Source organism: Bdellovibrio bacteriovorus (assembly GCF_048286975.1).
GTDB lineage: Bacteria > Bdellovibrionota > Bdellovibrionia > Bdellovibrionales > Bdellovibrionaceae > Bdellovibrio > Bdellovibrio bacteriovorus_H.
In genome coordinates this window covers 198,037-219,714 of sequence record NZ_JBLVRT010000001.1, presented here as the reverse complement: position 1 = coordinate 219,714, position 21,678 = coordinate 198,037, and the positions used below count along the sequence as shown (strand labels likewise).

24 protein-coding genes are annotated in these 21,678 nt (G+C 50.5%); 11 read left to right on the top strand and 13 right to left on the bottom strand.

The window, feature by feature from the left end; all coding sequences use genetic code 11:
• Positions 1-163: 163 nt before the first annotated feature.
• On the top strand, positions 164-886 hold the full coding sequence (locus ACNQKP_RS01085; RefSeq protein WP_417862265.1) for a hypothetical protein: 723 nt from the start codon (positions 164-166) through the stop codon (positions 884-886).
• A 34-nt stretch (positions 887-920) separates the two neighbouring features.
• Here ACNQKP_RS01085 and ACNQKP_RS01080 read toward each other — a convergent pair whose 3' ends face one another.
• From ACNQKP_RS01080 to ACNQKP_RS01070, 3 genes are read right to left on the bottom strand one after another with little or no spacing between them, the layout of a single operon-like run.
• Positions 921-1,598: a flagellar brake protein gene (locus ACNQKP_RS01080; protein ID WP_417862263.1), complete on the bottom strand. Its 678-nt coding sequence runs from the start codon at positions 1,596-1,598 to the stop codon at positions 921-923.
• On the bottom strand, positions 1,574-2,473 hold the full coding sequence (locus tag ACNQKP_RS01075) for an SAM-dependent methyltransferase (RefSeq protein WP_417862262.1): 900 nt from the start codon (positions 2,471-2,473) through the stop codon (positions 1,574-1,576). Before ACNQKP_RS01075 ends, ACNQKP_RS01080 begins: the two co-directional genes overlap by 25 nt.
• A complete protein-coding gene (locus ACNQKP_RS01070; RefSeq protein ID WP_038451423.1) occupies positions 2,470-2,772 on the bottom strand; it encodes a hypothetical protein in 303 nt (100 codons plus the stop codon). Before ACNQKP_RS01070 ends, ACNQKP_RS01075 begins: the two co-directional genes overlap by 4 nt.
• Before the next feature lie 207 nt (positions 2,773-2,979).
• Between ACNQKP_RS01070 and ACNQKP_RS01065 the strand changes: the two genes are divergently transcribed.
• Entirely contained in the window at positions 2,980-4,206 is a 1,227-nt protein-coding gene (locus tag ACNQKP_RS01065) for a hypothetical protein (RefSeq protein ID WP_417862260.1), read from the top strand.
• 61 nt (positions 4,207-4,267) lie between these two features.
• On the opposite strand, the gene ACNQKP_RS01060 is transcribed toward ACNQKP_RS01065, so the two are convergent.
• From ACNQKP_RS01060 to map, 4 genes are all read right to left on the bottom strand, one after another.
• Positions 4,268-4,795, bottom strand: a complete 528-nt coding sequence (locus ACNQKP_RS01060) for a MarR family winged helix-turn-helix transcriptional regulator (RefSeq protein ID WP_417862258.1) — start codon at positions 4,793-4,795, stop codon at positions 4,268-4,270.
• A 214-nt stretch (positions 4,796-5,009) separates the two neighbouring features.
• Positions 5,010-5,405, bottom strand: a complete 396-nt coding sequence (locus ACNQKP_RS01055) for a hypothetical protein (protein WP_417862257.1) — start codon at positions 5,403-5,405, stop codon at positions 5,010-5,012.
• A gap of 92 nt (positions 5,406-5,497) precedes the next feature.
• Positions 5,498-6,001: a GlcG/HbpS family heme-binding protein gene (locus tag ACNQKP_RS01050; protein ID WP_417862255.1), complete on the bottom strand. Its 504-nt coding sequence runs from the start codon at positions 5,999-6,001 to the stop codon at positions 5,498-5,500.
• A gap of 72 nt (positions 6,002-6,073) precedes the next feature.
• A complete protein-coding gene (gene map / locus ACNQKP_RS01045) occupies positions 6,074-6,832 on the bottom strand; it encodes a type I methionyl aminopeptidase (RefSeq protein WP_417862254.1) in 759 nt (252 codons plus the stop codon).
• 25 nt (positions 6,833-6,857) lie between these two features.
• Between map and ACNQKP_RS01040 the strand changes: the two genes are divergently transcribed.
• Both ACNQKP_RS01040 and ACNQKP_RS01035 read left to right on the top strand, forming a co-directional pair.
• On the top strand, positions 6,858-7,706 hold the full coding sequence (locus ACNQKP_RS01040) for an NAD(P)H-hydrate dehydratase (protein ID WP_417862252.1): 849 nt from the start codon (positions 6,858-6,860) through the stop codon (positions 7,704-7,706).
• Between the two features lie 90 nt (positions 7,707-7,796).
• Positions 7,797-8,735: a hypothetical protein gene (locus tag ACNQKP_RS01035; protein WP_015089805.1), complete on the top strand. Its 939-nt coding sequence runs from the start codon at positions 7,797-7,799 to the stop codon at positions 8,733-8,735.
• 378 nt (positions 8,736-9,113) lie between these two features.
• Here the strand turns inward: ACNQKP_RS01035 and ACNQKP_RS01030 are convergent, their stop codons facing one another.
• From ACNQKP_RS01030 to ACNQKP_RS01015, 4 genes are all read right to left on the bottom strand, one after another.
• A complete protein-coding gene (locus ACNQKP_RS01030) occupies positions 9,114-9,710 on the bottom strand; it encodes an NUDIX hydrolase (RefSeq protein ID WP_417862250.1) in 597 nt (198 codons plus the stop codon).
• Between the two features lie 30 nt (positions 9,711-9,740).
• Complete coding sequence (locus ACNQKP_RS01025; protein WP_011163217.1) at positions 9,741-10,160, bottom strand: hypothetical protein; 420 nt, start codon at positions 10,158-10,160, stop codon at positions 9,741-9,743.
• Positions 10,161-10,234: 74 nt separating this feature from the next.
• Positions 10,235-10,852, bottom strand: coding sequence for a PAQR family membrane homeostasis protein TrhA (gene trhA, locus ACNQKP_RS01020; RefSeq protein ID WP_417864077.1), 618 nt, complete (start codon positions 10,850-10,852; stop codon positions 10,235-10,237).
• A gap of 96 nt (positions 10,853-10,948) precedes the next feature.
• On the bottom strand, positions 10,949-12,148 hold the full coding sequence (locus ACNQKP_RS01015; RefSeq protein ID WP_417862248.1) for a TCR/Tet family MFS transporter: 1,200 nt from the start codon (positions 12,146-12,148) through the stop codon (positions 10,949-10,951).
• A gap of 79 nt (positions 12,149-12,227) precedes the next feature.
• Here ACNQKP_RS01015 and ACNQKP_RS01010 point away from each other — a divergent pair, with 79 nt between their 5' ends.
• Entirely contained in the window at positions 12,228-14,045 is a 1,818-nt protein-coding gene (locus ACNQKP_RS01010; protein WP_417862247.1) for a monovalent cation:proton antiporter-2 (CPA2) family protein, read from the top strand.
• Positions 14,046-14,132: 87 nt separating this feature from the next.
• Entirely contained in the window at positions 14,133-14,342 is a 210-nt protein-coding gene (locus ACNQKP_RS01005) for a hypothetical protein (RefSeq protein ID WP_417862245.1), read from the top strand.
• Between the two features lie 190 nt (positions 14,343-14,532).
• Here ACNQKP_RS01005 and ACNQKP_RS01000 read toward each other — a convergent pair whose 3' ends face one another.
• Positions 14,533-15,627: a DUF2914 domain-containing protein gene (locus ACNQKP_RS01000; protein ID WP_417862244.1), complete on the bottom strand. Its 1,095-nt coding sequence runs from the start codon at positions 15,625-15,627 to the stop codon at positions 14,533-14,535.
• A 105-nt stretch (positions 15,628-15,732) separates the two neighbouring features.
• Between ACNQKP_RS01000 and ACNQKP_RS00995 the strand changes: the two genes are divergently transcribed.
• The 5 genes from ACNQKP_RS00995 to ACNQKP_RS00975 all read left to right on the top strand — a co-directional run bounded on the left by ACNQKP_RS00995 (position 15,733) and on the right by ACNQKP_RS00975 (position 20,857).
• The gene (locus ACNQKP_RS00995; RefSeq protein WP_417862243.1) at positions 15,733-16,296 is read left to right on the top strand and encodes a hypothetical protein; all 564 of its coding nucleotides are present in this window, start codon (positions 15,733-15,735) and stop codon (positions 16,294-16,296) included.
• A 192-nt stretch (positions 16,297-16,488) separates the two neighbouring features.
• Positions 16,489-18,138, top strand: coding sequence for a methyl-accepting chemotaxis protein (locus tag ACNQKP_RS00990; protein ID WP_417862242.1), 1,650 nt, complete (start codon positions 16,489-16,491; stop codon positions 18,136-18,138).
• Positions 18,139-18,189: 51 nt separating this feature from the next.
• On the top strand, positions 18,190-19,197 hold the full coding sequence (locus tag ACNQKP_RS00985; protein WP_417862241.1) for an alpha/beta hydrolase: 1,008 nt from the start codon (positions 18,190-18,192) through the stop codon (positions 19,195-19,197).
• Positions 19,194-20,255 (top strand): linear amide C-N hydrolase, encoded by a 1,062-nt coding sequence (locus ACNQKP_RS00980; RefSeq protein WP_417862239.1) that lies wholly within the window; start codon positions 19,194-19,196, stop codon positions 20,253-20,255. The genes ACNQKP_RS00985 and ACNQKP_RS00980 overlap by 4 nt, the downstream gene beginning before the upstream one ends.
• Positions 20,256-20,323: 68 nt before the next feature.
• The gene (locus ACNQKP_RS00975) at positions 20,324-20,857 is read left to right on the top strand and encodes an acyl-CoA thioesterase (protein ID WP_417862238.1); all 534 of its coding nucleotides are present in this window, start codon (positions 20,324-20,326) and stop codon (positions 20,855-20,857) included.
• A gap of 1 nt (position 20,858) precedes the next feature.
• On the opposite strand, the gene ACNQKP_RS00970 is transcribed toward ACNQKP_RS00975, so the two are convergent.
• Positions 20,859-21,668, bottom strand: a complete 810-nt coding sequence (locus tag ACNQKP_RS00970) for an outer membrane protein OmpK (RefSeq protein ID WP_417862237.1) — start codon at positions 21,666-21,668, stop codon at positions 20,859-20,861.
• Between the last annotated feature and the right edge of the window lie 10 nt (positions 21,669-21,678).

Below are 21,678 nucleotides of genomic sequence, written 5' to 3'. Positions count from 1 at the left end.
CCACTTATCGGCGGGTTGTGTTTTGTGTAGAGTCCAATTATTCTCAAAAAGAAGCAAATTCACGGAGGACAGCATGAGTTTATCACCGGCTTTCGCAACTGCGGGGTCCAAGCCGCAAGATACATTGAGACTAAGGTCTCATGAAAATCAGAGACTAAGGTCTTTGATTTACGTTCTATTTCTTACCTTGGTCGTCCTGCTGTCAGCGATCGAGTCCCGCGCTCAGAACGAAGGTCCTGAATCGACCACCCTGGTCGATGAAAGTTACTCTTTGAAAGCCGACCGCGAGGCTTTTGAAGAGCTTCGTAAAAACATCCCGGCCAATGTAAAAAAAGACAACGATGAAAAGGCCTTCATGGATGGTCTGGTTTCGGATTTGTCCCGCACACCTTCCGAGGTGCGCGGCAAGTTCAGCTCTATCGTGAACAAGAAGCGTGATCTGTTTAATAAGGACATGACCAAGGCGCGCGAACAGTTCGGCAAGATTCAGAAAAAAGAGCGTGATGAATTTACCAAGGATCTGGCGGACAAACGCAAGGCCTTCGCCAAAACCAAGTCGACATCCGATGAGCGCAAAGAGTTCTATGACGAGCACGAATCCAAGCGCAAAGACTTCTACGAAAACCAGAAAGAAAAGCGCGACGAGTTTGAAGCCGACATGCGCGACAAACGTAAAAACTTCGACGACTACATCCGTTCAAAGACGGACGAGTTCAATCAGCTTCACCGCGATTACACCAAGCGCTTCGATGAAAACAAAAAAGCCCTGGCAGATCAGAAGAAACAAGCCGAGCTAAAAAAGAAACAGCAGCAGCAGGATCTGGAAAAAGAATACGAAGCGATCCGCAAACAGGATCCGACGATTCTCGGACCCACCGGCGAATAACGCGCTGTAGGTGTAAAAAGTCACCAGGCACCTTTTAGCGGCGGAAGACTTCTTTGTGGATTTCTAGGGTGATGGCGAAGAGTTTGTTTTCCAGGATTGTTGGCAGGGGGGTGAACTCTATGCCGAAGGTTTGGATGACCTTGTTGCCGTCGTCGACTTTGATGTGGCGGACTTCGCCTTGGACTTCGATTGGACTTCTTTTGCCGATCAGGAGGTGGCCTGTGACTTTGTCGCCCATCTTTAGTAACGGAGCGTCCATACGGTAAACCACGCGGCAGCCCTGGCTGCTCAGATCGGCCAGCTGGCCGGTGATCTTCTGGGGTTTATCGTTCACCAGAATAATATTATAGAAAGCCTGATAACCATCCGGGATGCGCACGCGATAGTTCTGGCGGCGCTGCAGGTGATACAGCTCCTGCGGGACCGGGATCAGCACCTTGCCGTTAACGACTTGGGCTTTGGCTTGGAAATAGTATTTTTCACCACCCAAAAAGAAATGACCCAGGTATTCTTCCTGATCTTTCATCAGTGTCGGGGATTCAAAGGTGCACTCCAAAGCCTGATGTTTGGAATTGAACAGCACCACACGCAACTTACAAATCGAATCTTCCGTGCCCTTGCACAGAAACTCGCCGCGAGCTTTGGCCATATCATCCCAAAGTTTCGCTCGTTCATCAGCGCGTGCTATCAGCTTGAAGGTGCTTTGATCCATACCGTGACCTCGTGCTTGTTGTGGTGCAAGTGCAGTATACGTACGTTCTCGAGCGCCAGAAACTTTTTCAAGGTTTCAAAGTCGGTCTTACCTTGGAATTTTATAGTGCAAACGAAGTTTGAGCAAAGTCCTGAAGCTTGCCAGCTTAGAACTAATTCGAGCAATTTCTCGGGATAGCAGATGATATCGGAGTAGAACCAATCAATGGCCCCAATGTCCTCGGGCTTCACGTTGAAGGCATTGGTCTTGATGAACTTCACACGTGGCAGTTTTTCAATTCTTGGCTCCAGCGGGGCACGGTCGATACTGATGACCTCGCAACCCATCTGTTGCAGCACCCATGTCCATCCACCCGGGCAGCTGCCAAAGTCGACGACCTTCTGCCCCGGTTTCGGGCGAACGCCATAGACGGTGAAAAGCTCCCACAGTTTCAGGTAAGCGCGCGAAGGCGGGGTGTTCTTGTCTTCATTGAACTGAACCTCACCCAGCGGAAAACGCGAATTCGTGGTCGGAGAGGCCAGCAGGGTGTTTTTATCCAACAGCATCCAGGCACCCAGATTGTCTTCAGGCAGGGGCGACAGGAAGTCCATCACGCGCGGGCGCAGCTTTGGCAGCTGGTCCTGAATCAGTTGGGCGCGGCGGTGATTTTCAGTGGAGTAAAGGGCCCAGAACTTACCCAGAGCCTTTAAAGCCTTGGAAGCCTGAGTGATGGATTCAAAAGGAATGATTTGAGCATCGAGCCAAATGCATTGGGCCCACACAGAGTTCTGCAGGGGCCCATCAGTAAGAACCAGGTTTCCGTGAACAGACTTTACGTCTTTAAGTTCCTCTAGAAGCTCTGGCAGAAATTTATCCGGGGCAAGGTAAGCGATCATGCCGCCTTAGTTGCCACAGCCGGAGTCAGAAGTCCACGGTTATCCCAAACAACCATGCAGTCTGCCCAGAACTTCTCTTTTAGTTTTACATCCGCAGGACCCATTTTCACTTTTGGGAAATCCTGTTTTTCAAAGTGTTCAGTGAACTGGGATTCGTTGCACGCGCGAACCACTTTCATCATCAGATTAAAGTGCGCTTCTGTGAACGGCTTGTTGTCCACGAGCATTTTTCTGAGACCGCCCTCTGGAGTGTGCAGAAGGAAATTAAAGAGGTTCGGTACATCATATTTTTGACTCATATTGAGACTCCCTTTTTGTTGTTTACCTACCCCTTTATTATCGGAGGACCGTTGGCAGTTCTTAAACCCAAAGTACGGTCCAAGGTCCAGAGGGTTTCTGTTTATTAATTTTTCAGTTTTCCCAGACTTTACCAAGATCCTGAAAACTGGACCTTAAAATGGTCCAGAACGCCTTTAGTCGCGCGACCTAACTCCGATCTAGGAGGTATGAAAACACAAAAAAGCACAACCAACATCCTGATGGCTCTTCTAGTAACAACAACTGTTTCCTCCACGACCTTCGCCATGGCGAAGAAGCCGGTGAACTCCGGCGGTGGCAGCAACGCAGGGACAACTCCTCCTGCTACGACGCCTCCGACAACAACTCCACCAACGACAACCCCTCCGGTTCGTGAACCCGCGGCGGTGACCGACTCTATCACTCCAGAAGGTTTCAACGTCTTTACAGAAGTTGCATACCCAGTGGGTGGTGTGGTTGATGCGAAGTACAGCAACTACCGCGAGCTTTTGCCGGTGCGTAACGCCCAGGAAGCACACACTACAGATAAGTGTGACACGAACCTTGATACTAATGACCGTTTCGCAGATCGTATTGCTTACGCAGTTGAACTGAAAATGCAGCCAAGCAAAGCGCAACTGGGTTATGTGGCTTCTTATTTCAATCTGAATAAAGACGTGAATACATATCTGCCAAACAGTTTGATTTCACATCCACTGTGTAACGTGACGTCCTCCACTTTGAACACGACCTTTGCGGGTAAAAACATTCCCAGTGCAGCGACAATCAAAAAGATCAATGACTTCACAAATCTGATGAACGGCTATCGCCGTGAAGCTTTGTCCGGCAACCGCGAAGGTTACGTGAAAGCTTCCAAACTTTGGTCCAAGTTCATGATGTGTCTGTCTTACATGGAGTCCTTGACGACAGCAGATACAGCGAAAGCTCAGAAAGTGGCGGATAAGTATGGTCCATCCGGTTATCGCCGCCCAGCTGGTGTGAACTTCTATGAAGATCCAAATCAGCCAGCTGAATCCCGCTTGAACATCGGTCTGTTCCAGTTCACTCCGGACGCCGGTGGTAACATCCAGGCTTGTATCCGTGAATGGAATCAGCTGTATCCTAAGTGCGGTATCAAAACGAATGCATCCCAGTCTGAATTGATCCGTGTTCTGGGAAGCTCTTTGCAAACCTTCAATGCCTTCTGTGCGGCAGCGAAAGTGACAGGCAGCTTCGCAGTTCAGGTGAATGCGACCAGCTCCAAGAACACGCACCCGTACAACGTGAACTCCAATGGTTCTTTGAAAGCACCGGCAGAGCGTTGCGTGAGCCCGCACATGTCCGTGGGCAGATCTTATAACCACTTCGGTCCGTTCCAGAATACATCTGGCTTTACTTTGGACAACATCATCAGCTGTACGATGGCTGGCGAGTAGTCACTGGAAACTGGAAGTGTGAGAAAGAAAAAGCCCGCTGTTGTAAGCGGGCTTTTTTTATCTATTCGGCAGCGGGTTTTTGGCCGATTTCTTTCATTTGTTTGATCAGGCGTTCGAAGTAGCCGTTGATTTGATCTTTTTCCTGGGATGGGAATTCACTCCAGAATTTGTTGATGCGGGTTTGATACTCCGGCAGGATTTCGCCGGTTTGTTTCTTGCCCTTTTCCGTCAGCTTGATCACGTAAGAGCGACCGTCTTTTTCGTGCGTGGTTCTTTGCACAATCTCGGCCTTCTCAAGACTGTTGATCAGCCCAGAAATAGTGGCTTGAGTCACACCCACCATCTGCGCCAACTCTGAAGGCATCAGGCCATTCACATATTTGTTCAGCAAAATCATCAGCGTGAAACGACCTGAGGACAAACTGTACTGCGAGAAAAATTTGTCCAGGTTGATTTCAAACTCCGTGGTGATTTTGCGCAAAAGAATATGCGAGTACCACGCCTCGGGATTTACCTGAGGATAAAGAACACCGGCCTCTTCTTGAATGGCTTCACGGGAGGGGATTTCAGTAAGAAACAGCTTTGCCATAGAACCTCCTAGAACTGTCAGCAAGCATACTAAAGCTTCCTTATCATTTTAATTAGGGGGCTAAGATGAGGCAAGTAAAAGGACGCAAAAAAAGCATAAGGTCTCTCGCCTTTTCAGGTGAGATCGCACTTAATCGAGATGAGCGAAGACGAAAAAAAGGAAGAAGTGTTGAAGCACTTCTTCCTGCAAATGAAATGATAATCGCGTTGAGCAATTATTCCAGAGTGTAAACGATCACTTTCACGAAATCTTTGTCGCTCAGAGATCTTTCAAGGCACGCACGGGAAGTTTCAAAAGAGGATGGAGACTTTGTGCCAGCGAAAGTGATCAGCACAACGCCGTTCATCGCTTCACCCACAACCTGACAACGATCATCCAACAGCTTCATCACGCGGCCTTTGGTCACAGGAAGCTCACCATCAGTTGTGAACTTGATAGCGCAAGAGAAGAAGCTTTGAGGTTTGTCTGTCGCACCAGATACGTTCTTCAAGCACGTGTTGTAAAGGTTGGAGATTTCTCTTTCAACTGCGATGATGTTTCCGACTTTACGGTCAGAAGCTTGAGCAGAGAAAGCCACTAGCAAAGAAGCGATAGCAAAAAACAGTTTCATACAGTCCTCCGATTATTTTGGAACGACATCAGCCTTTCACCTTTTTCCTCTGGCTCAAAGCCTTTCGGCAGTGTGTCGCGGAATCTTGTGTTTCAATTTCCTAGTCGATCCTTGATTTTGTCGATTCCAGCTTGAGCGCACTGGTCGTCCAAAGGACCGCCTGGAGCACCACCCACGCCAATAGCACCAATGACGATACTGCCAGCTCGAATGGGAAGGCCCCCGCCGAGCAATAGGAATCCGTCAATGGCGCCAAGATTCTGGGCGGCAGGATTGCTTTGAGATGCTGCAAGCATTGCGGAGGTTCCGTTCTTTGCAGAAGCGGAAGTGTAGGCTTTGCGACGGCTGGCATCGACGGTGTGAGGGCCCGCGCCATCGGCGCGAAACATCGCTTTAACGTCGCCTGCCTTATCGACGACGGTAGCGGCCACTTGATAGCCCTTGGTTGCGCAGTTGGCGACAGCTTCTTTGGCAGCTTCTTCAGCCAGGGCCAGAGTGATGTTGGATTCTATTTTGAATCCTGCGGAAGGGGATGCGGCTTGTGCGATGGGGCTGGCCATCAAAGCCACGGTCAGAGCGGCGATGCGTTTGTTCATAAGGTCTCCTAAGGGTGAGGAGAAAATCTTAGAACTTTTAAAAGGCTCTCTGCAAAGAAAGCCCTCGTGTATTTAAACAGAGTCAGGAATGGTCACGATCAGAGCGCGGTCCTTCAGAACCACCATAGTGTGTTCGAACTGGGCGGTGCGATGTTCTTTGCCGGCCACCAGTGTCCAGTTGTCGGGTTCTTCATCGACGAATCTTGCGCCGGTGGAAACAAAAGGCTCAATGGTGATGACATGGCCTTCTTTCAGTTTGCGTTTGTCGGCCTTATCAAAATAACCCGCGATGAATTTTGGTTCTTCGTGCAGGCCGCGGCCCACACCATGACTGCCCAGATTTTCAATAACGGTGTAACCGTGGGACTTGGCGACTTTTTCGATATTGTAGCCGATCACATTGATCAGCTCTCCGGCTTTCACGGCCTTGATCGCTGTGTCGAGCGCCAGACGGGTGACTTTCAAAAGATCTTCGTCCGTTTTCTTTGCCGGAGGCACGATGAAGGATCCGCCGTTATCCGCAAAGTAGCCGCCGAATTCAGCCGACACGTCGATGTTGATCAGGTCACCGGCTTTGATGATCTTCTTGTCAGAGGGCACGCCGTGGGCGACTTCGTGATTCAGGCTGATGCAGTTATAGCCAGGGAAGTTGTACGTTGCCATGGGGCCGGACTTGGCTCCATGCAATTCCAAATAATTACCACCCAGCTGATCCAGCTCTTTGGTGCTCATACCGGGTTCCATTTTGCGAGCCATGTATTGCAGGCAGTTGGCGACGATTTTCCCGATTTTTTTAAGACCTTCCAGGTCGGCTTCTGTCTTTACGATCATGGATTTGGTTTATACACTAAGGTTTATGGAAAAAGCCAATGATCCCGTTCGCATCCTGAAGAAATCAACTGCGCGGAAACTTTTACCCGCTGTCAGCGCCCATGATAATAAAGCCACAAGGGGCCGCAGTCTTTTGCTGGCGGGAAGTGCCCAGTACCCCGGAGCCGGGATTCTGGCCGCCCGCGGGGCTTTGCGCATGGGCAGTGGCTATGTGATGCTGGCCCCGCAAGGGGTGACGATTTCGTCTTTGGAAAATCCGGATTTTTTGGTTTTGGACCTTAAGAAAAGCAATTGGCAGCAGCAAAAATTCGATGCGCTTTTGTGCGGACCTGGATTTGGAGTCACTCCATTCACTGCCGAGGTGATTCGCGATCTGAAAGCCCGCAAAGTTGAGCGAGTGGTGCTGGATGCCGATGCCCTGACCGTGTGTGCGGAACAGGATCTGTTTCCGCTGCCCGCAAGCTGGATAGTCACACCTCATACCGGGGAGCTTGCGCGCTGCCTGGGGGTGGAGGCTGAAGAAATCGCCGACAACCGCTATGGATTTATTCGCATTGCTCAGGAGCTGATGGGCTGCGTGGTTTTATTGAAAGGCGCACAAACTTTGGTGGCCGGTCCCAACCGGGTTTATGGGATTTCCACCGGAAACGCCGCCTTGGCGAAATCCGGAACCGGTGATGTGCTGGCGGGGATTATAACGGCTTTGAGGGCGCAAAAGGTGCCCCCTTTGCGGGCAGCTCTGCTGGGGGCCTACGTTCACGGAGCCACCGCGAACCTGTGGAAGTCGCGAAAGAGGGATCTTTTAAGCATGACGGCGTCCGACGTGGTCGAATATCTGCCTCAGGTGCTCTATAAGTTACGTGAGGGATTTTAGAAAAAACTACCTGCCCCGTTCCATAACAAAAGCATGACTTTCCTTTTCCCTCTTGGGCGGGTACAACCTGCCGAAACTTTGGGGGATTTAATGACTAAAGGGCTTTTGTTCGCGGCAGTGCTGGGTCTTTCGTTGGCAGCCAACGCTCAGACTTCTTCTACCACTCTTTCCACTCCATCTGTGGAATCCGGAACTCAGAAAACAACCACTTCTGTGGGCGACGTTCTGAAAAACAAAAAATTCGAAGACGACAAAGACATCACTGATTCCAAGCTGAAAGCGGAATCCGGTTCCTTGTCCCGTTACTCTTTGAAATTCTCTTTGTCTTACTTCGGTCCTCCAATTGGCGATCTTGACAGCAAACTTCAGCCGAATCCAGATGGATCCATCGGTGTGAATCAGGTTTCCCTGAGCGGTTCCATCAGCGGTCGTTACCGTTTGGACTCCAAAGCAGCGATCAGCGCGGGCACGGGCATCAATGTTTTGACTCCATTCCAGGGTGCTGAGCGCACGGATGTTAAAACTCCTTTCATCAGCTATGACCGCAATGCGCGTTTGGGCGATGTTCAGGTTCGTAACTCTTACGGTGCCTCCCTGACGACAGTTCCCAACTTCCGTGACGTGGGTCAGTACTCTTCTCTTTCTTATGACAACTCTCTGGTTTACAACATCGGTTCTTCCGGTGTGGCCGTGGGTCTGGATACAGGCTTGAGCGTGTTCTTGTATGAGCGCGGTTATGAGCCCAAAGACGGTAAAGCTTCCCGTTACCACCTGGGCTTCTATCCACAAGTGAAATACAACTTCTCTGACAAGCTGAACGTTTACACTTCTGTGGCGATGAACTTCTGGAATCCACGTTACCGTGACGGCGAGATGGATTTGCTGAACAAAACCCTGAGCGGCCGTGTGGGCATGGGTTATGCGTTCTCTCGTGACATCTACTTTGCACCTTACCTGAATTACTACCCTAAAGATGCTCGTACAGAGTCCACGACTCTGAGCTTCTCCACGATCTTCTCGATCCTGTAGTTTCGGACGGCATTTAAAAAACAAAAAAACCAGGGCGCCTTAATCGCTCTGGTTTTTTTATTTAATCACCAATCAAAAATCTGATCTTGTCGCTTAAGGTGGACCCGTCTCTGTCAGGAGAGCCAATTCACGAATCTCCCGGTTCCAGATATATTCCTTACGTACGACATGCTTTTTAGCCATTCAAGGCTCCTTTCGCAGAACCTAACCTGAGGTTCATAAAACTTATCGGCCAGACCTTTGGATAGTTGAGCGACTTTTTTTAAATTCTGGAAAAAAACGAACGTCGTCCAAGCGTGAGACGTAAAATTCACTGCGAACAGCGATAAAAAAGGGGTGTCGTTCTTTTTGACGATCAGTGGTGAGACAATTTGATGGTTATTTGTTCGCGGCTGCCAGAACTTCGAGCAGATTCAGGGTCATCATGTACGACAATCCCCATAGTGGCGGCTCACGATCCAGATGCACGGCAGGAAGTTCAAGGCCGATATTTTCCCGTTGCAGACGATAGGTGGTCTTTCTTTGCGGATTCTGGATTTCTTTGATTGGAATCCAGAAAAAATCAGCCACTTCTGTCGGATCCAGCACAATATTGAAGTCACGCTCGGTGAAAAACACGAACGGGCGGATATAAAAATCCAGCATCGTTCCGGCCTTGCGGGCCTGAATATCATTCAAGCGACCCAGCAGTTCCGGGTTGGTCAGATCAATGCCGACCTCTTCCAGCGTTTCACGAAGGGCGGCATCCAGATCGGTTTTGTCGGTGTCTTCGCGTTTGCCGCCGGGAAAAGCCAGTTGACCTGACCAGCGGTCGGAATCACTGAAAGCCCGCTGGATAAAACCCAGCTCCAGACTTTCCAAAGAATCTCCGCGCAGGATCAAGGCCACGCAGGCATGACGACCCAGCTGCGTGGAAAGATCCACGGGCATGGTCACATTGATGGCGGAATAAAGAGATTCTTTGAGGGAATTCATGACTCCCTCAAAGATAACCGGAAATTCGAACTAGCGGCAAGATCTGCGCGACACTGTTTCATTCTTTTCGTTGCAGGAAGTGATGCGGCAGTTGCTGTAGCGGTAGTGGCAGCGGTCAATGGCCTCGCGTTCAGCAGCGTACTGAGTGTTGCCACGGCTTTCGATCGTCATGCGATAACCGCGATAGTCGACACCTTCGGCAGTGCAGGCATAATATTTGGCAGAACAAGTTTCGATACAGTTGCCGTGTTTTTTCAAACACTCGCGACAATCACGGTGTCCGCTCCAGTGTTCCTCCCAGCCATCATCGCTGGCCGAACAGCTGACTTGCGGGCGTCCATAACCAGGGCGGTCTCCTGGGCGGTCAGGCTTCACCCAGTCAAAGATACTGGCGGCAAACACGTTCATCGAGAACAGACAGATCATTGCGAAAGTCATTAGTGGTTTCATTTTTCCTCCGTTATTGGTTCACGCAGGAAAATATTTCAAAGAAAGTGCCAGTCCGTTCAGGGTCAATGTGACACTTAAATCAGATACAAGAGAATGCAGAAGTACTGACACGCACTTCCACCCAGAACGAACAGATGCCAAATGCCATGGAAGTGTTTGACCTTTTCATCATACAAAAAGAATCCGATGCCGCCAGTGTACAACAGTCCACCCAACGCCAACCAGAAAATCCCGGCTGATGGCAATGCCGCCGTCAGTGGTTTCATCGCGACTACCACCAGCCATCCCATCAGAACGTAAATAATCAATGAAGGGATGCGCGTGCGATGTGACAGCGTAAGTTCATAAATGATTCCCACAAGTGCCAGCGTCCAGTTGATACCAAACAGCCACCAACCCCAGGGGCCGCGCAAAGTAATCAGTGTGAAAGGAGTGTAAGTTCCGGCAATCAAAAGATAGATCGCTATGTGATCCAGCTTTTGAAAGATCTGTTTCGAGCGCCCCTGAAAGCTGTGGTACAGAGTCGAGATGGTGTAGAGCAATACCAGCATGCCACCATAAACGCTGGTGGCGACGATCTTCCAGATGTCCCCAGTGACCGTAGCCAGGGTGATCAGGACAGAAGTGCCTGCTACTGACAAAGCGGCGCCAACCAAGTGAGTGATGCTGTTAAAGCGTTCGCCGTGGTAGATATGGACCTCCCGTTTTCTTGAGCATAGCATGATTGCCGCAAGAACGAGAGGTCAAGATTTGATGTAAGCGCATCGAGAAAGTTAGCAAATCTCTGGTTAGGCTTTGCGGCGATACATGATTGCCCATGAGATGAAGCAAATCAGTGCGCCGAAGTAATACGGTGCCCCCGGGAGGTAGAGAGTTCCCGGATTTCCCGAAGAGAAGTGTGCGAACAGTTTGGTCGTGACCAGCGGCGTGATGATCGCGGCCAGGCTGGACAGACTGACCAAAGAACCCTGCAGTTCGCCTTGTTCCTGGGGCGGTGTTTTGTGGCTGATCAATGATTGCAGCGCCGGAGGTGAAGTCCAGAACACCGCTGACAAAATCAGAATTGCATACATCATCCAACCTTCTGTGGCCATGCCATAGAAAATAAAAGAAACTGCGTAACCAAAAGCCCCAATCACCACGGTGCGATGTTCACCAAACTTTGGAATCACCAATCGCGTCAGCCAGCCTTGGGCGACGGCAGATAACAATCCGACCACTGCCAAAGAAAGTCCCACCTGTGCCGTCGTCCATCCGTAACGGGTTTCCGTGTAGAGCGTCCAGATGGATGGATGCGTCTGGCCTGCCAGCTGGAAGAAGAAGTAAACCAGCAACAGAGCCAACAGGTGTTTAGAACGCAAAACCCCCAATAGGGAGTACAGCGGATTGGTACGGCGCAAATCGATTTTGCGTCGCAGGTTTTTGGGAAGTGATTCCGGCAGAATCAGCAATCCAAAGAGGAAATTCAGCAGATTCAGTCCCGCGGCCACCAAGAACGGGTATTCTGGTCCTAAATGTCCTAGCAGTCCCCCGATAGCTGGTCCAATGATAAAACCCAGGCCGAAGGCGGCGCCCACCATCCCGAAGTTGGCTGAACGGTTTTCATCATTGCTGACGTCGGCAATATAGGCCATTGCCACGGTGATGTTGGCTCCGGTCAGACCCGCGATGATTCTACCGGCAAAAAGGATTTCTAACGTCGGCGCATAAGCCATCAGGATATAGTCAAAGCCCGCCACCAAAAGTGAAATCAACAAGACGGATCGGCGACCGAAACGGTCTGATAAAGCTCCCAATAGTGGCGAGGCCAAAAACTGCATCAGCGCATAGATCGAAATGAAATAGCCAAAGTATTCCGTGACCGAGGTTTCGCTGGATACAAAACGGCGCATAATGTCCGGAAGGGACGGGATCACCAAACCCAGTCCGATCATGTCCAAAGTCACGGTGATAAAAATAAACCAGATGCCTGCAGTTTTCTTTGTCATAGGCCTCAGACTAAAAGATCGTTCCCGGCTTGTCACAGGAATCTTGCCGGGATCAAAACAGCTTGATACCTTCGTTATCATGATTTTACATGAGCAGCTTCTGCAGATTCTTGCGTTCCTTGGTTTTTCCGTCGTTCTTGTTTCTTTGTTTCAAAAGCTGGGCTTGGGAACCATTTTGGGTTACCTGGCAGCCGGGATTCTGATTGGTCCTTTGGGATGGGGATTGATTTCAGACTTCCAGTTTGTGCAGACCATTGCGGAATTTGGCGTGGTCTTCCTGCTCTTTATTATCGGTTTGGAGCTTCAACCTAAAAAACTATGGGGCTTGCGAAAAACCCTTTTGGGTTTCGGTGGCCTGCAGATCCTGTTTTGTACCGTGGTTTTCACGGTTGCGGGACATCAACTGGGGATTTCCTGGGCCAGTGCCGCCGTGGTGGGATTTGCCCTTTCACTGTCGTCAACGGCATTTGCCCTGCAAAGTCTTTCTGAAAGAAAAGTTTTAAACACCGAATTTGGCCGGGCTTCATTTGCGATCCTGCTGATGCAGGACGTGGTGGCCATTCCGGCCTTGGCAGTGATCCCAAGTCTGGGGCTGGTGACAGCCTCCACCCGCGAAGTGAACTGGGGCGGGGCTTTGGCGATCTTTATTGGACTGGCACTGGGCAGTCGTATCTTGATGGGCCGGTTCCTGCAAGTGGTGGCCGAAACCCGCAGCCGAGAGCTTTTTACCGGGGTGACTTTGCTGACGGTGATCGGTGTGGCTTTCTTGATGGAAAGTGTGGGCTTGTCCATGGCTTTGGGGGCCTTTCTGGCCGGGGTGCTGTTGTCTGAATCAGAATACCGTCACGAACTGGAAGCCGACCTTGAGCCTTTCAAAGGTTTGCTGATGGGTCTGTTCTTTGTTTCCGTGGGTATGTCAGTCAAGCTGTCACTGCTGCTTGAAAGTCCGGGACTGATTCTGGGAATCACCGTGGGCTACATGGTGTTGAAAGGCTTCCTGATTTATGGCGTGGGTCGGGTGATGAAGCTTCACCGTCCGGCCTCCAATAATCTGGCGGTGTATCTGGTGCAAGGCGGGGAGTTTGCCTTTGTGATCTTCGGGGTGGGTCAAAGCGCGCAAGTGCTTTCGCCGGAATGGACTCAAAGATTCACTTTGGTGGTGACCCTTTCCATGATCGCAAGCCCGATCATCATCGTACTGAATGAAAAGATTCAGGCCATGATTGCCTGCAAGACTCCGGCAGGGGGGCCTCAGTACGATAAGATTGATGAAGCGGACAATGGCAACACCGTGATTATCGCAGGCTTTGGCCGTGTCGGTCAGATCTTTGGCCGTATTCTGCGCACGCAGAATGTGAAATTCACCGCGATTGAACATGACACTGAACAGATCGATATGCTTCGTCGTTTTGGCAACAAGGTTTATTATGGTGATGCCTCCCGCCCCGAGATTCTGGAGGCGGCAGGTATTAAAAATGCGAAGTACTTTGTACTGGCGGTGGACGATGTCGAGACCTCGAACAACATCGCGCAGATTCTGCGCACCGAGTACCCGCACGTGAAAGTGTTTGCCCGGTCCCGCAACCGTCAGCACACGTTTGATCTGATGGAAGCCGGTATCACCCATGTTCGCCGTGAAACGATTGATTCCAGCGTGGCGCTATCTGAACAGCTGCTGGTGGCGATGGGGACCCCTGCCAAACGCGCGCATGAAATTATCGAACGCTTCCGTTTGCACGATGAACTGATGTTGCAGGAGCAATTCAAGGTTCGCCACGACCAGAAATCCTTTATCGACGTTTCCCGCCAGGCGACGCAGCAACTGGCTCAGGTTCTTAAAGAGGACGCGGAAAAGACGTATATTGATCCTCAGCACCCGCCAGAGGCCACTAAATAATTATTTAACCGACCGAAGCCCTGCTTGTTTCCTATAAATAGGAACAGGAGGGCACGGATGCGCTTCTTAATAATTTCACTGATTTTAATGTCTGCTTCGTTATCCCAAGCTGAGGTTCAGGGATTCAACGAAATGATCAAGGAAGCCTCAATCAGCGAAAAGATTCTGCGCAAAAGGTTGCTCAGAATTCTGAATAGCTCGGAAGTGGCGATTGCCGCCAACGAACAGGCCCAGGAACAGCTTCAAAAAAGCCCCTCCCAGGATTTTGAAGTGAAACTGGTGCGAGTGAATCAATAAGTTATCCCCCCAAAGACCGCCATCCCCCGGCGGTCTTTTTTTTGGCCTTGTGAAAAGGGCCCATCTCCTTCGTTGTCAGCCGGCCTTCTCGCTCCGACGTGCTTGGAGCACGCCTGCGCTGCGAGGGCAGGCTTCCGCCTCGGACCTGAGCCCTTTTGACAAGGCCTCGTCCGGGCAGTTTCGGTCTTTTTTAGTAGATGTCTTTGTAGAAGGTTCGTTCTGGATTATTCGTTTCTAATTTAATCACTTTGAAATAGATGCGTCCGATTTCGCGGCCGTCGGTGGTTTCCACGCTGATTCGCCAGTCTCCGGCAGAATAGTTTTGCTTTGAGGCGAAACCGCGATAGCCGTTCTTGCGGCCTCCGGTGATGTTCATCGGAATCTTGTCGGTGGTTTGCCAGCCGCGGACCGGGTCTTTGAAGTACCAGTGCAGGATCACGGAATCGCTGAATCTTGCCGGGGAAAAGATCTCGGCAAAGAAGTAAACTGTGTCACCGGGTTCAGCATAGAACTCCTGATCCCCGCGGCGCCAGAATCTCCATGAAGCCTGTTCGTGGGAAAGGATGTATTTGCCCTCGGATTTTTCCACGCTGTGATAGATACCCATGTTTTGAATCGACAGGGGCACCGGCGGAATCCAGCCCACCAGATAGAAAGCCAAAAACAGAACCAGGATTGTGGCGCCGGGAAGCAGCAGGGACTTTTGCAGGGTGCGCTGATCCTGGATTTTTCTTTTCAGCAGCAGGAAGGCCCCATAAATCGCAACCCCGGTAAAGGCGATGGACAGCAGGAACGGGAACAGTCCGACAAACCCCAGGATCACCGGGATCGTCATGGAAAAGAATGAAAACACGCAGATCACATACAAGCCGATCTTGATGTTGATTTCACTGCGTTGAACCCGCTTCATTTCATTGGCGACCATCAGACCCATCAACAGGGCGACAAAGACCACGGATGAAAACAGCGATGCACTTTTCAGGAAGAACAGTGAATACACGCTGAGAAGGCTGCCCAGCAGGAAGTGCACGATCAGTTGGCGGTACTCCCAGACTTTACCTAAGCGACGGGAAGGTTGAAACAGTCCGTGGGTGAACAGGAAGTCATAATAAAGCACCGACCCCAAAATCAGCAGATAGATGATTTGTTGGGAAACACCCCACAGATCATCTATGGCCGACAGGGTCAGGATATCAAAGAAGAAACCACCCAGGAAAAAGGCGATGTCGACCTTAATTTCGTTTTCTTCGTAGAATTTTAACAAGCGCTCTTTAATCTCGGTCATGAAACGAAGCTACCACATGACAGTCCGTTAATGAAGGCATGTTAATTTGTCTCAAGAAAAGTTCTGCACTATCCCTTATGTTCCTCACGATAAGGAGTTCTTCTAATGAAAACATGGATTGTGCTATCCATTCTGGGTTCTTTTGTCTTTTCTTCCGCCGCATTTGCCGCAGAAAGCCGCCAGTTTACCAAAGTTGATGCTGAAAAGGCTGTGGTCAAAATCGTCACTGATGAAGGGCAAGGAATTCAGGCAGCCATGTTTGTCGATGGTGAAGAAAACGAAAAGTTCATGAAGATGCTTTTGGAGGACTCCAACACTCGTTTGGCCAGTCTGCGCGATGAGCTGGAAAAGGAAAACTGTGATCCTTCCGCCCAACGCTATGACAGCTGGATCGAGGATTGTGGCTCTGTTGAGTTCACAGATCCGGTTCAAACTTCATTTGCTCGTGGTGGGTGGATGAGTGCCGGGGCTCAGTACACTTACTTTGTGGGCTTCCGTCATGCGGGGACCGGTCATATCTTTGAAGCGACTTATATGGTTGTGATTCAAGAGGAAGTGAACGCTGAAATGAATCAGCAAAACGGAACTCCCAGTGTTCTGAAGAAGGACTTGTCCCTGGTTCGCATCGTGCGCATGCCGGGTCAGATCCGGATTCTTCCTATCCGCTAGATTTCGCATGGGATCCAACTTTTGTGCTATCGGTCTATGCTCTGGTTCATCTTGAGATGAACCAGATGTGAGTTAATTCAGAGAACTGTCCCAACTTTACAATTTCGTCCAAGTCCTTCAGATGGTCCTGTTTTCCTCCGAAAGAAGAGAGAATCTTTTAAATCAACTCTTTTAGAGGTTTTCAAAAAAGCTATGACAATCACTTCTTGGTTCAAAGGAATTAAAGGCAAGCTCTTTGTGTGTGCTCTGATCCCGATGGCGGGCTTTGCAGCTCTTGGTTGGGTCGCCTATCAAGACATGAACATCGTGGGCACAATGCTGAACGACGCTTATGTTAATGTCATTCCGAACATGAAGGCTCTTGGCGAGATCGAAGGAAGTCGAGCCCGCATCGGTCAATATCTTTGGGGGGCGCTGGCGAACAAAGATGTTCCCAAGCACCGCGACAGTTATGTAGGCAAAGCGAAAACCGCTATCAATGAATATAAGGACGCGATCAAGGCCTACGAAGCGGCCTCCTTCCAGCCCGGTGAAGCCGAGATGTATGAGCCGGCAAAGAAAATCAATGCGGAATATATTCAGGAGGTTGAAGCACTAATTGCTGCTTTGGAAAAGCCGGGTGCCGACTTCGACAAGTTGCGTGAGGTGATGACGGAAGGTTCCTACTTGAAGCATTCCACGGTCATTAAAAAAGTGGCAGGCGACGTGGTGGTGATGTATGAAAAACTTGCTGCCGATAAAAACCTTTTGCAAAAAGCTGAAATCCACAAAGGCCTGATCATGCTGGCTGTCATTGGCGGTGCATCAGCGGTCTTGGTGTTTGGTCTGTTGATGTTTATTGGTATGTCATTGAGCCGTACAGTGAACAGCACCGTATCCCGTCTTGCGGGAGCAGGCCACCAGGTGAATGAAGCCATCACCCAGCTGACACTGGCGGGGCAGGGCTTGTCCCAGTCTTCTACATCCGCAGCGGCATCTTTGGAAGAAACAGTGGCATCGCTGGAAGAAATGACTTCCATGGTTAAAATGAACTCGGACAATGCAAAACAAGCGGCGACTTTGTCCCAGTCCTCCCGTACTGCGGCTGAAGACGGCGAACGCGAAATCAAGAATCTGGTCGAATCCATGCGTGATATCTCTCAATCGTCCAAAAAGATCGAAGAGATTATCAACGTCATTGATGATATCGCCTTCCAGACCAATCTGCTGGCCCTGAATGCGGCCGTCGAGGCGGCCCGTGCTGGCGAGCAGGGGAAAGGATTTGCGGTTGTGGCGGAAGCGGTTCGTGCATTGGCACAAAGATCCGCGTCGGCGGCGAAGGATATCACTTCCCTGATCAAGGATTCGGTGGAAAAAATCGAAAATGGAACCCACATTGCTGATAAGTCCGGGGATGTTTTGAACAACATCGTGAATTCCATCAAAAAAGTGGCGGATCTGAATAACGAGATTTCCGCAGCCAGCGCCGAGCAGACGACGGGCATTCAGCAGATCAATAAGGCCATGAACCAGCTGGATCAAAGTTCTCAGTCCAATGCGGCTTCGTCTGAAGAGATCGCGGCGACGTCTGAAGAGATTTCCTCTCAGTCCGAGCAAATGCAGGTCATGGTTCGTGAATTGAGCAACTTTGTGACCGGTTCAACTGAGGTTGAGGCGAAGGCCGATGCACCGGCGCGTATGCCATCTGCCAAGTCTGCAAAGAAGCCTGAAGTGAAATCGGCGAAGGTGATGAAATTCACACCTCCACCGAAGAAGGCGGCGCCCGTACCGGCTGCAGCAGTCATTCCATTTGACACAGATGAAGACCCGCGCGCCAAAGTGGGCACCACCGACGGCTTCTAGGCGGTTGAAACACAAATGGACCCAGTATAGTCGCCCTTATATTGTGAAGGGATGGGAAAAAAGACTCTGCTGGTCCTGGTTGCTGTGCTGGTTGGAGCCAGCTGGATCACCATGCAAATAACACCATGGCCGAAGGCCATGGTGATTCGCTGGCTCTTTGATGAAGGGGCCGAAGAGGCCTCTGCGGTGCTGGCCAAGCACCTTCCCGCCAATATTGGTCAAAAGCTTGATGTCTCTTATGATCCCGGAGATAAAGACGCCTTTGTGGATTTCTATTTTCCGACTGAAGCAGAAGCTCAGGGGACATTGCTGCCTTTGATTGTCTGGGTTCATGGGGGCGCCTGGATTTCGGGAGACAAGGCGGATGTTGGCAACTATGCCCGGATCCTGGCCTCGCGCGGATTTGTGGTGGCCTCGGTCGGATATTCAATAGCACCCGAGTTTCAATATCCCACACCTCTTCGTCAGATTCTGTTGGCACTTTCTTTTATTGAAGAACATGCCTCTGAATATCATGGCGACTCAAGCCGGATTTTTTTGGCCGGAGATTCTGCCGGCGCCCAATTGGTCGCACAAGCGGCCAACATTCTGACCTCGTCAACGTACGCCGAACAAATGGAAATGCTGCCAACTCTGGCGAAGGATAAACTGAAAGGTCTGCTGTTGTACTGTGGGGCTTATGATCCCACGCTGGTGAACTTTGAAGGATCCTTCGGTGGCTTTCTGAAAACGGTTTTTTGGTCCTACTTCGGGACCAGGGACTTTCTCAAGGATGAAAGGATGAAAGAGTTCTCGGTCCTTCAGAATATCACCCGGGATTTTCCGGCGATGTTTGTCTCTGCCGGTAATGCAGATCCATTGCTGGGGCAATCCACAGCCCTGGCTGAAACCGCAACACGCTTGGGAGTTCCGGTGCAGACTCTGTTCTTTGCGCAGGATCACGCCCCGGGTTTAGGCCATGAATATCAATTCAATCTGGATACAGCGGCAGGGCAGGAGGCCTTGCAACGGTCTGTTGAATTTATGCAAAACCAATTGAAAAAGGAGACGTCTTTATGAAGGTGCTATCCGTTTTTTTAAGTCTGCTCTTGGCAGTTCCCGCCTATCCGTGCACCCGCATTTTGTGGGACGGGAAAAACCAGGATGTTATTGTGGGTCGTAACATGGATTGGTCCGAGGACACCGGTTCCAACATGTGGTTGTTCCCGCGGGGGATGGAGCGCGACGGGATGGCCGCGACCAATCCAGCAAAATGGACATCAAAGTATGGCAGTGTGATTCTGTCCATGTACGATGTGGGGACGGCCGATGGGCTGAACGAAAAAGGACTGACTGCCAATTTGCTGTACTTGTCCGAAAGTCATTTCGGTACGCGCGATGAAAGGCTGCCGGGTTTGTCGGTAAGTCAGTGGGCGCAGTATTTCCTGGATAACTTTGCCACTGTAGCGGAAGCCATGGCGTCCCTGGAAAAATCACCGATTCAGGTGCTGATGGCCAGTGTGCCGACAGCGCATGGGGTGCGCCAAGGCACTGTGCATCTGGCCTTGTCAGACAAGACGGGTGATTCCGTGGTGATGGAGTATATCGATGGCAAAACCAGAATTTATCACGGCAAAGAATATCGTTTTATGACGAATTCTCCGCCGTTTGATCAGCAGCTGAAATCCATGAAGCAGTATCAGGGCTTTGGCGGCAGTAAAAAACTGCCGGGAACAACTGAGGCGGCAGATCGCTTTGTGCGCGCCGCCTTTTATACCGAACGTCTGCCTGAACCCAAAGACTATCGCGAGGCGGTGGCCGGGGTTTTGAGTGTGATGCGAAATGTGTCGCAGCCTTTTGGAACACCGGATCCGGCGCGTCCGTATATTTCAACCACGCGCTGGCGCACGGTTGCGGATCTGACCCGCGGTCTTTACTTTTATGAAAGTACTTTGAGCCCCTATCTGGTTTGGGTTGAACTGCCGAAACTGGATTTCAAAAAGGGCGCAGCCGTTAAAAAGATCAATCTGGTTAAGAACTATGACTTGATCGGGGATATCACTGGAAAATTCAAAACCACGCCGGTGTTCCGGTTCTTAAAACCTGACGCCGAGGGATCTTTGAAGGCGCAAAACTAAGTCCGTTTTGACTTCGTAAAGCCCCGCTTGTTAGGCTGTATATCGGCCCAGGGGCTTTCGAGGTTTCTATGAATCTGTTTTTTCGTCTTTTGCATGTTCTGATTTTTTCCCGCTTCCGTTCCCGCGTGGGGATTATGGATGAATGCGCAACACCTTTTCGGGTGTGGCCGACGGATCTGGATGTGCTTCGTCACATGAACAACGGGGTTTACCTGTCTTTGCAGGACTTGGCGCGAACGGATTATATGATCCGCGCTCAGGCGGCCGGTGCGATCGCCGCTGAAGGCTGGTATCCGGTGGTGGCTTCTGAAACCATCCGCTTTCGCAGATCTCTGAAGGTCTTTCAGAAATTCCATCTGCACACACGACTGATCACCTGGGATGACAAATACCTGTATCTTGAACACAAATTCACCAGCCGCGGAGAGCTCATTGCCATCGGTATGATTCGCGCCCGTTTTCTTAGCAAGAAAGGCGGGACGGTATCACCCGTGGAGCTGATGAAGGCTGTGGGGGAAAACCTGACTGCGCCAGCTATGCCGGAATACCTGCAGGCCTGGATCACGGCCGATCAGGGGCAGTCGAAGGCCGCCGGAGTTTGATTCAGAACTTGTACCCCAAAACGACATAGTGTCCGAAGCCGGAGGTTTCTCCGGCGACACCACCGTCGACAAATTGTCCATAGTCTTTGTAGTACTTCAAGCCGTAGCCCAAAGAATAGTCGGTTTGATGCCAGTAAAAACCATTATACCATGCCACTGAGCTGGTGGTTCTGCCGGGCTCCTGGCCGATTTGATCAGCTGAAAAAATAAAATCCAGATATCCCTGATAAGATAAAAAGCTTTCGTTGGCGAAGCGCAAGAAAGGTGCAAACCAGTTCACCGCCAGAAAGTATCCGTCCCAGGTATGTTCGTTAACGGCCCCATAGTTTTCGCGGACGTAGCGGGCCATCAGATTCGCACCCAGCTTGCCAGACCACGGCACTTTGAAGTCCACACCCACGCCGATGCACTCTTCAAAAAGGGAGCGGTCACCGACGATCAGCAGCGTTGCCAGGTACCATTCTTGGACCGGACCCCAGGAAAGATCTTTTTGTGCGATATGGTTGATGGAAAAGCGCGGAAAGGTTTTCAAAAACAAATTGTCGCTATTGTGAAAGTCGCTGTCCTTGGAATCAAAAATGTCAAAGACATCAAAGAATCCGTAAAAGTCCAAAAAGCCTGAGCGGCCCCCGAATTCCATCTCGACGTAGGTGTCGTCCTGTTGATCGAAGGGATTCTTGTTATCAAAGCCTTTGTAAAGATTGAACTGCAACCATTGAAAGTTGCGGGATTTGTCCGGCTGCTGGGCCAGTGACATTTCCGGAAGCAGAGTTATGACAAGTAAAAGCAGCGGCAATAATGCCGTGTTCATATAGCCTCCT

Coding starts and splice junctions, on each gene's coding strand:
- ACNQKP_RS01055 (WP_417862257.1), bottom strand. CDS start 5,405: ATGAAACTGTTTTTTGCTATCGCTTCTTTGCTAGTGGCTTTCTCTGCT.
- ACNQKP_RS01050 (WP_417862255.1), bottom strand. CDS start 6,001: ATGAACAAACGCATCGCCGCTCTGACCGTGGCTTTGATGGCCAGCCCC.
- ACNQKP_RS00980 (WP_417862239.1), top strand. CDS start 19,194: ATGAAGGTGCTATCCGTTTTTTTAAGTCTGCTCTTGGCAGTTCCCGCC.
- ACNQKP_RS00985 (WP_417862241.1), top strand. CDS start 18,190: ATGGGAAAAAAGACTCTGCTGGTCCTGGTTGCTGTGCTGGTTGGAGCC.
- ACNQKP_RS00970 (WP_417862237.1), bottom strand. CDS start 21,668: ATGAACACGGCATTATTGCCGCTGCTTTTACTTGTCATAACTCTGCTT.
- ACNQKP_RS01005 (WP_417862245.1), top strand. CDS start 14,133: ATGTCTGCTTCGTTATCCCAAGCTGAGGTTCAGGGATTCAACGAAATG.
- ACNQKP_RS01065 (WP_417862260.1), top strand. CDS start 2,980: ATGAAAACACAAAAAAGCACAACCAACATCCTGATGGCTCTTCTAGTA.
- ACNQKP_RS01000 (WP_417862244.1), bottom strand. CDS start 15,627: ATGACCGAGATTAAAGAGCGCTTGTTAAAATTCTACGAAGAAAACGAA.
- ACNQKP_RS01070 (WP_038451423.1), bottom strand. CDS start 2,772: ATGAGTCAAAAATATGATGTACCGAACCTCTTTAATTTCCTTCTGCAC.
- ACNQKP_RS00975 (WP_417862238.1), top strand. CDS start 20,324: ATGAATCTGTTTTTTCGTCTTTTGCATGTTCTGATTTTTTCCCGCTTC.
- ACNQKP_RS01015 (WP_417862248.1), bottom strand. CDS start 12,148: ATGACAAAGAAAACTGCAGGCATCTGGTTTATTTTTATCACCGTGACT.
- ACNQKP_RS01060 (WP_417862258.1), bottom strand. CDS start 4,795: ATGGCAAAGCTGTTTCTTACTGAAATCCCCTCCCGTGAAGCCATTCAA.
- map (WP_417862254.1), bottom strand. CDS start 6,832: ATGATCGTAAAGACAGAAGCCGACCTGGAAGGTCTTAAAAAAATCGGG.
- ACNQKP_RS01080 (WP_417862263.1), bottom strand. CDS start 1,598: ATGGATCAAAGCACCTTCAAGCTGATAGCACGCGCTGATGAACGAGCG.
- ACNQKP_RS01010 (WP_417862247.1), top strand. CDS start 12,228: ATGATTTTACATGAGCAGCTTCTGCAGATTCTTGCGTTCCTTGGTTTT.
- ACNQKP_RS01035 (WP_015089805.1), top strand. CDS start 7,797: ATGACTAAAGGGCTTTTGTTCGCGGCAGTGCTGGGTCTTTCGTTGGCA.
- ACNQKP_RS01030 (WP_417862250.1), bottom strand. CDS start 9,710: ATGAATTCCCTCAAAGAATCTCTTTATTCCGCCATCAATGTGACCATG.
- ACNQKP_RS00990 (WP_417862242.1), top strand. CDS start 16,489: ATGACAATCACTTCTTGGTTCAAAGGAATTAAAGGCAAGCTCTTTGTG.
- ACNQKP_RS01075 (WP_417862262.1), bottom strand. CDS start 2,473: ATGATCGCTTACCTTGCCCCGGATAAATTTCTGCCAGAGCTTCTAGAG.
- ACNQKP_RS01040 (WP_417862252.1), top strand. CDS start 6,858: ATGGAAAAAGCCAATGATCCCGTTCGCATCCTGAAGAAATCAACTGCG.
- ACNQKP_RS01025 (WP_011163217.1), bottom strand. CDS start 10,160: ATGAAACCACTAATGACTTTCGCAATGATCTGTCTGTTCTCGATGAAC.
- ACNQKP_RS00995 (WP_417862243.1), top strand. CDS start 15,733: ATGAAAACATGGATTGTGCTATCCATTCTGGGTTCTTTTGTCTTTTCT.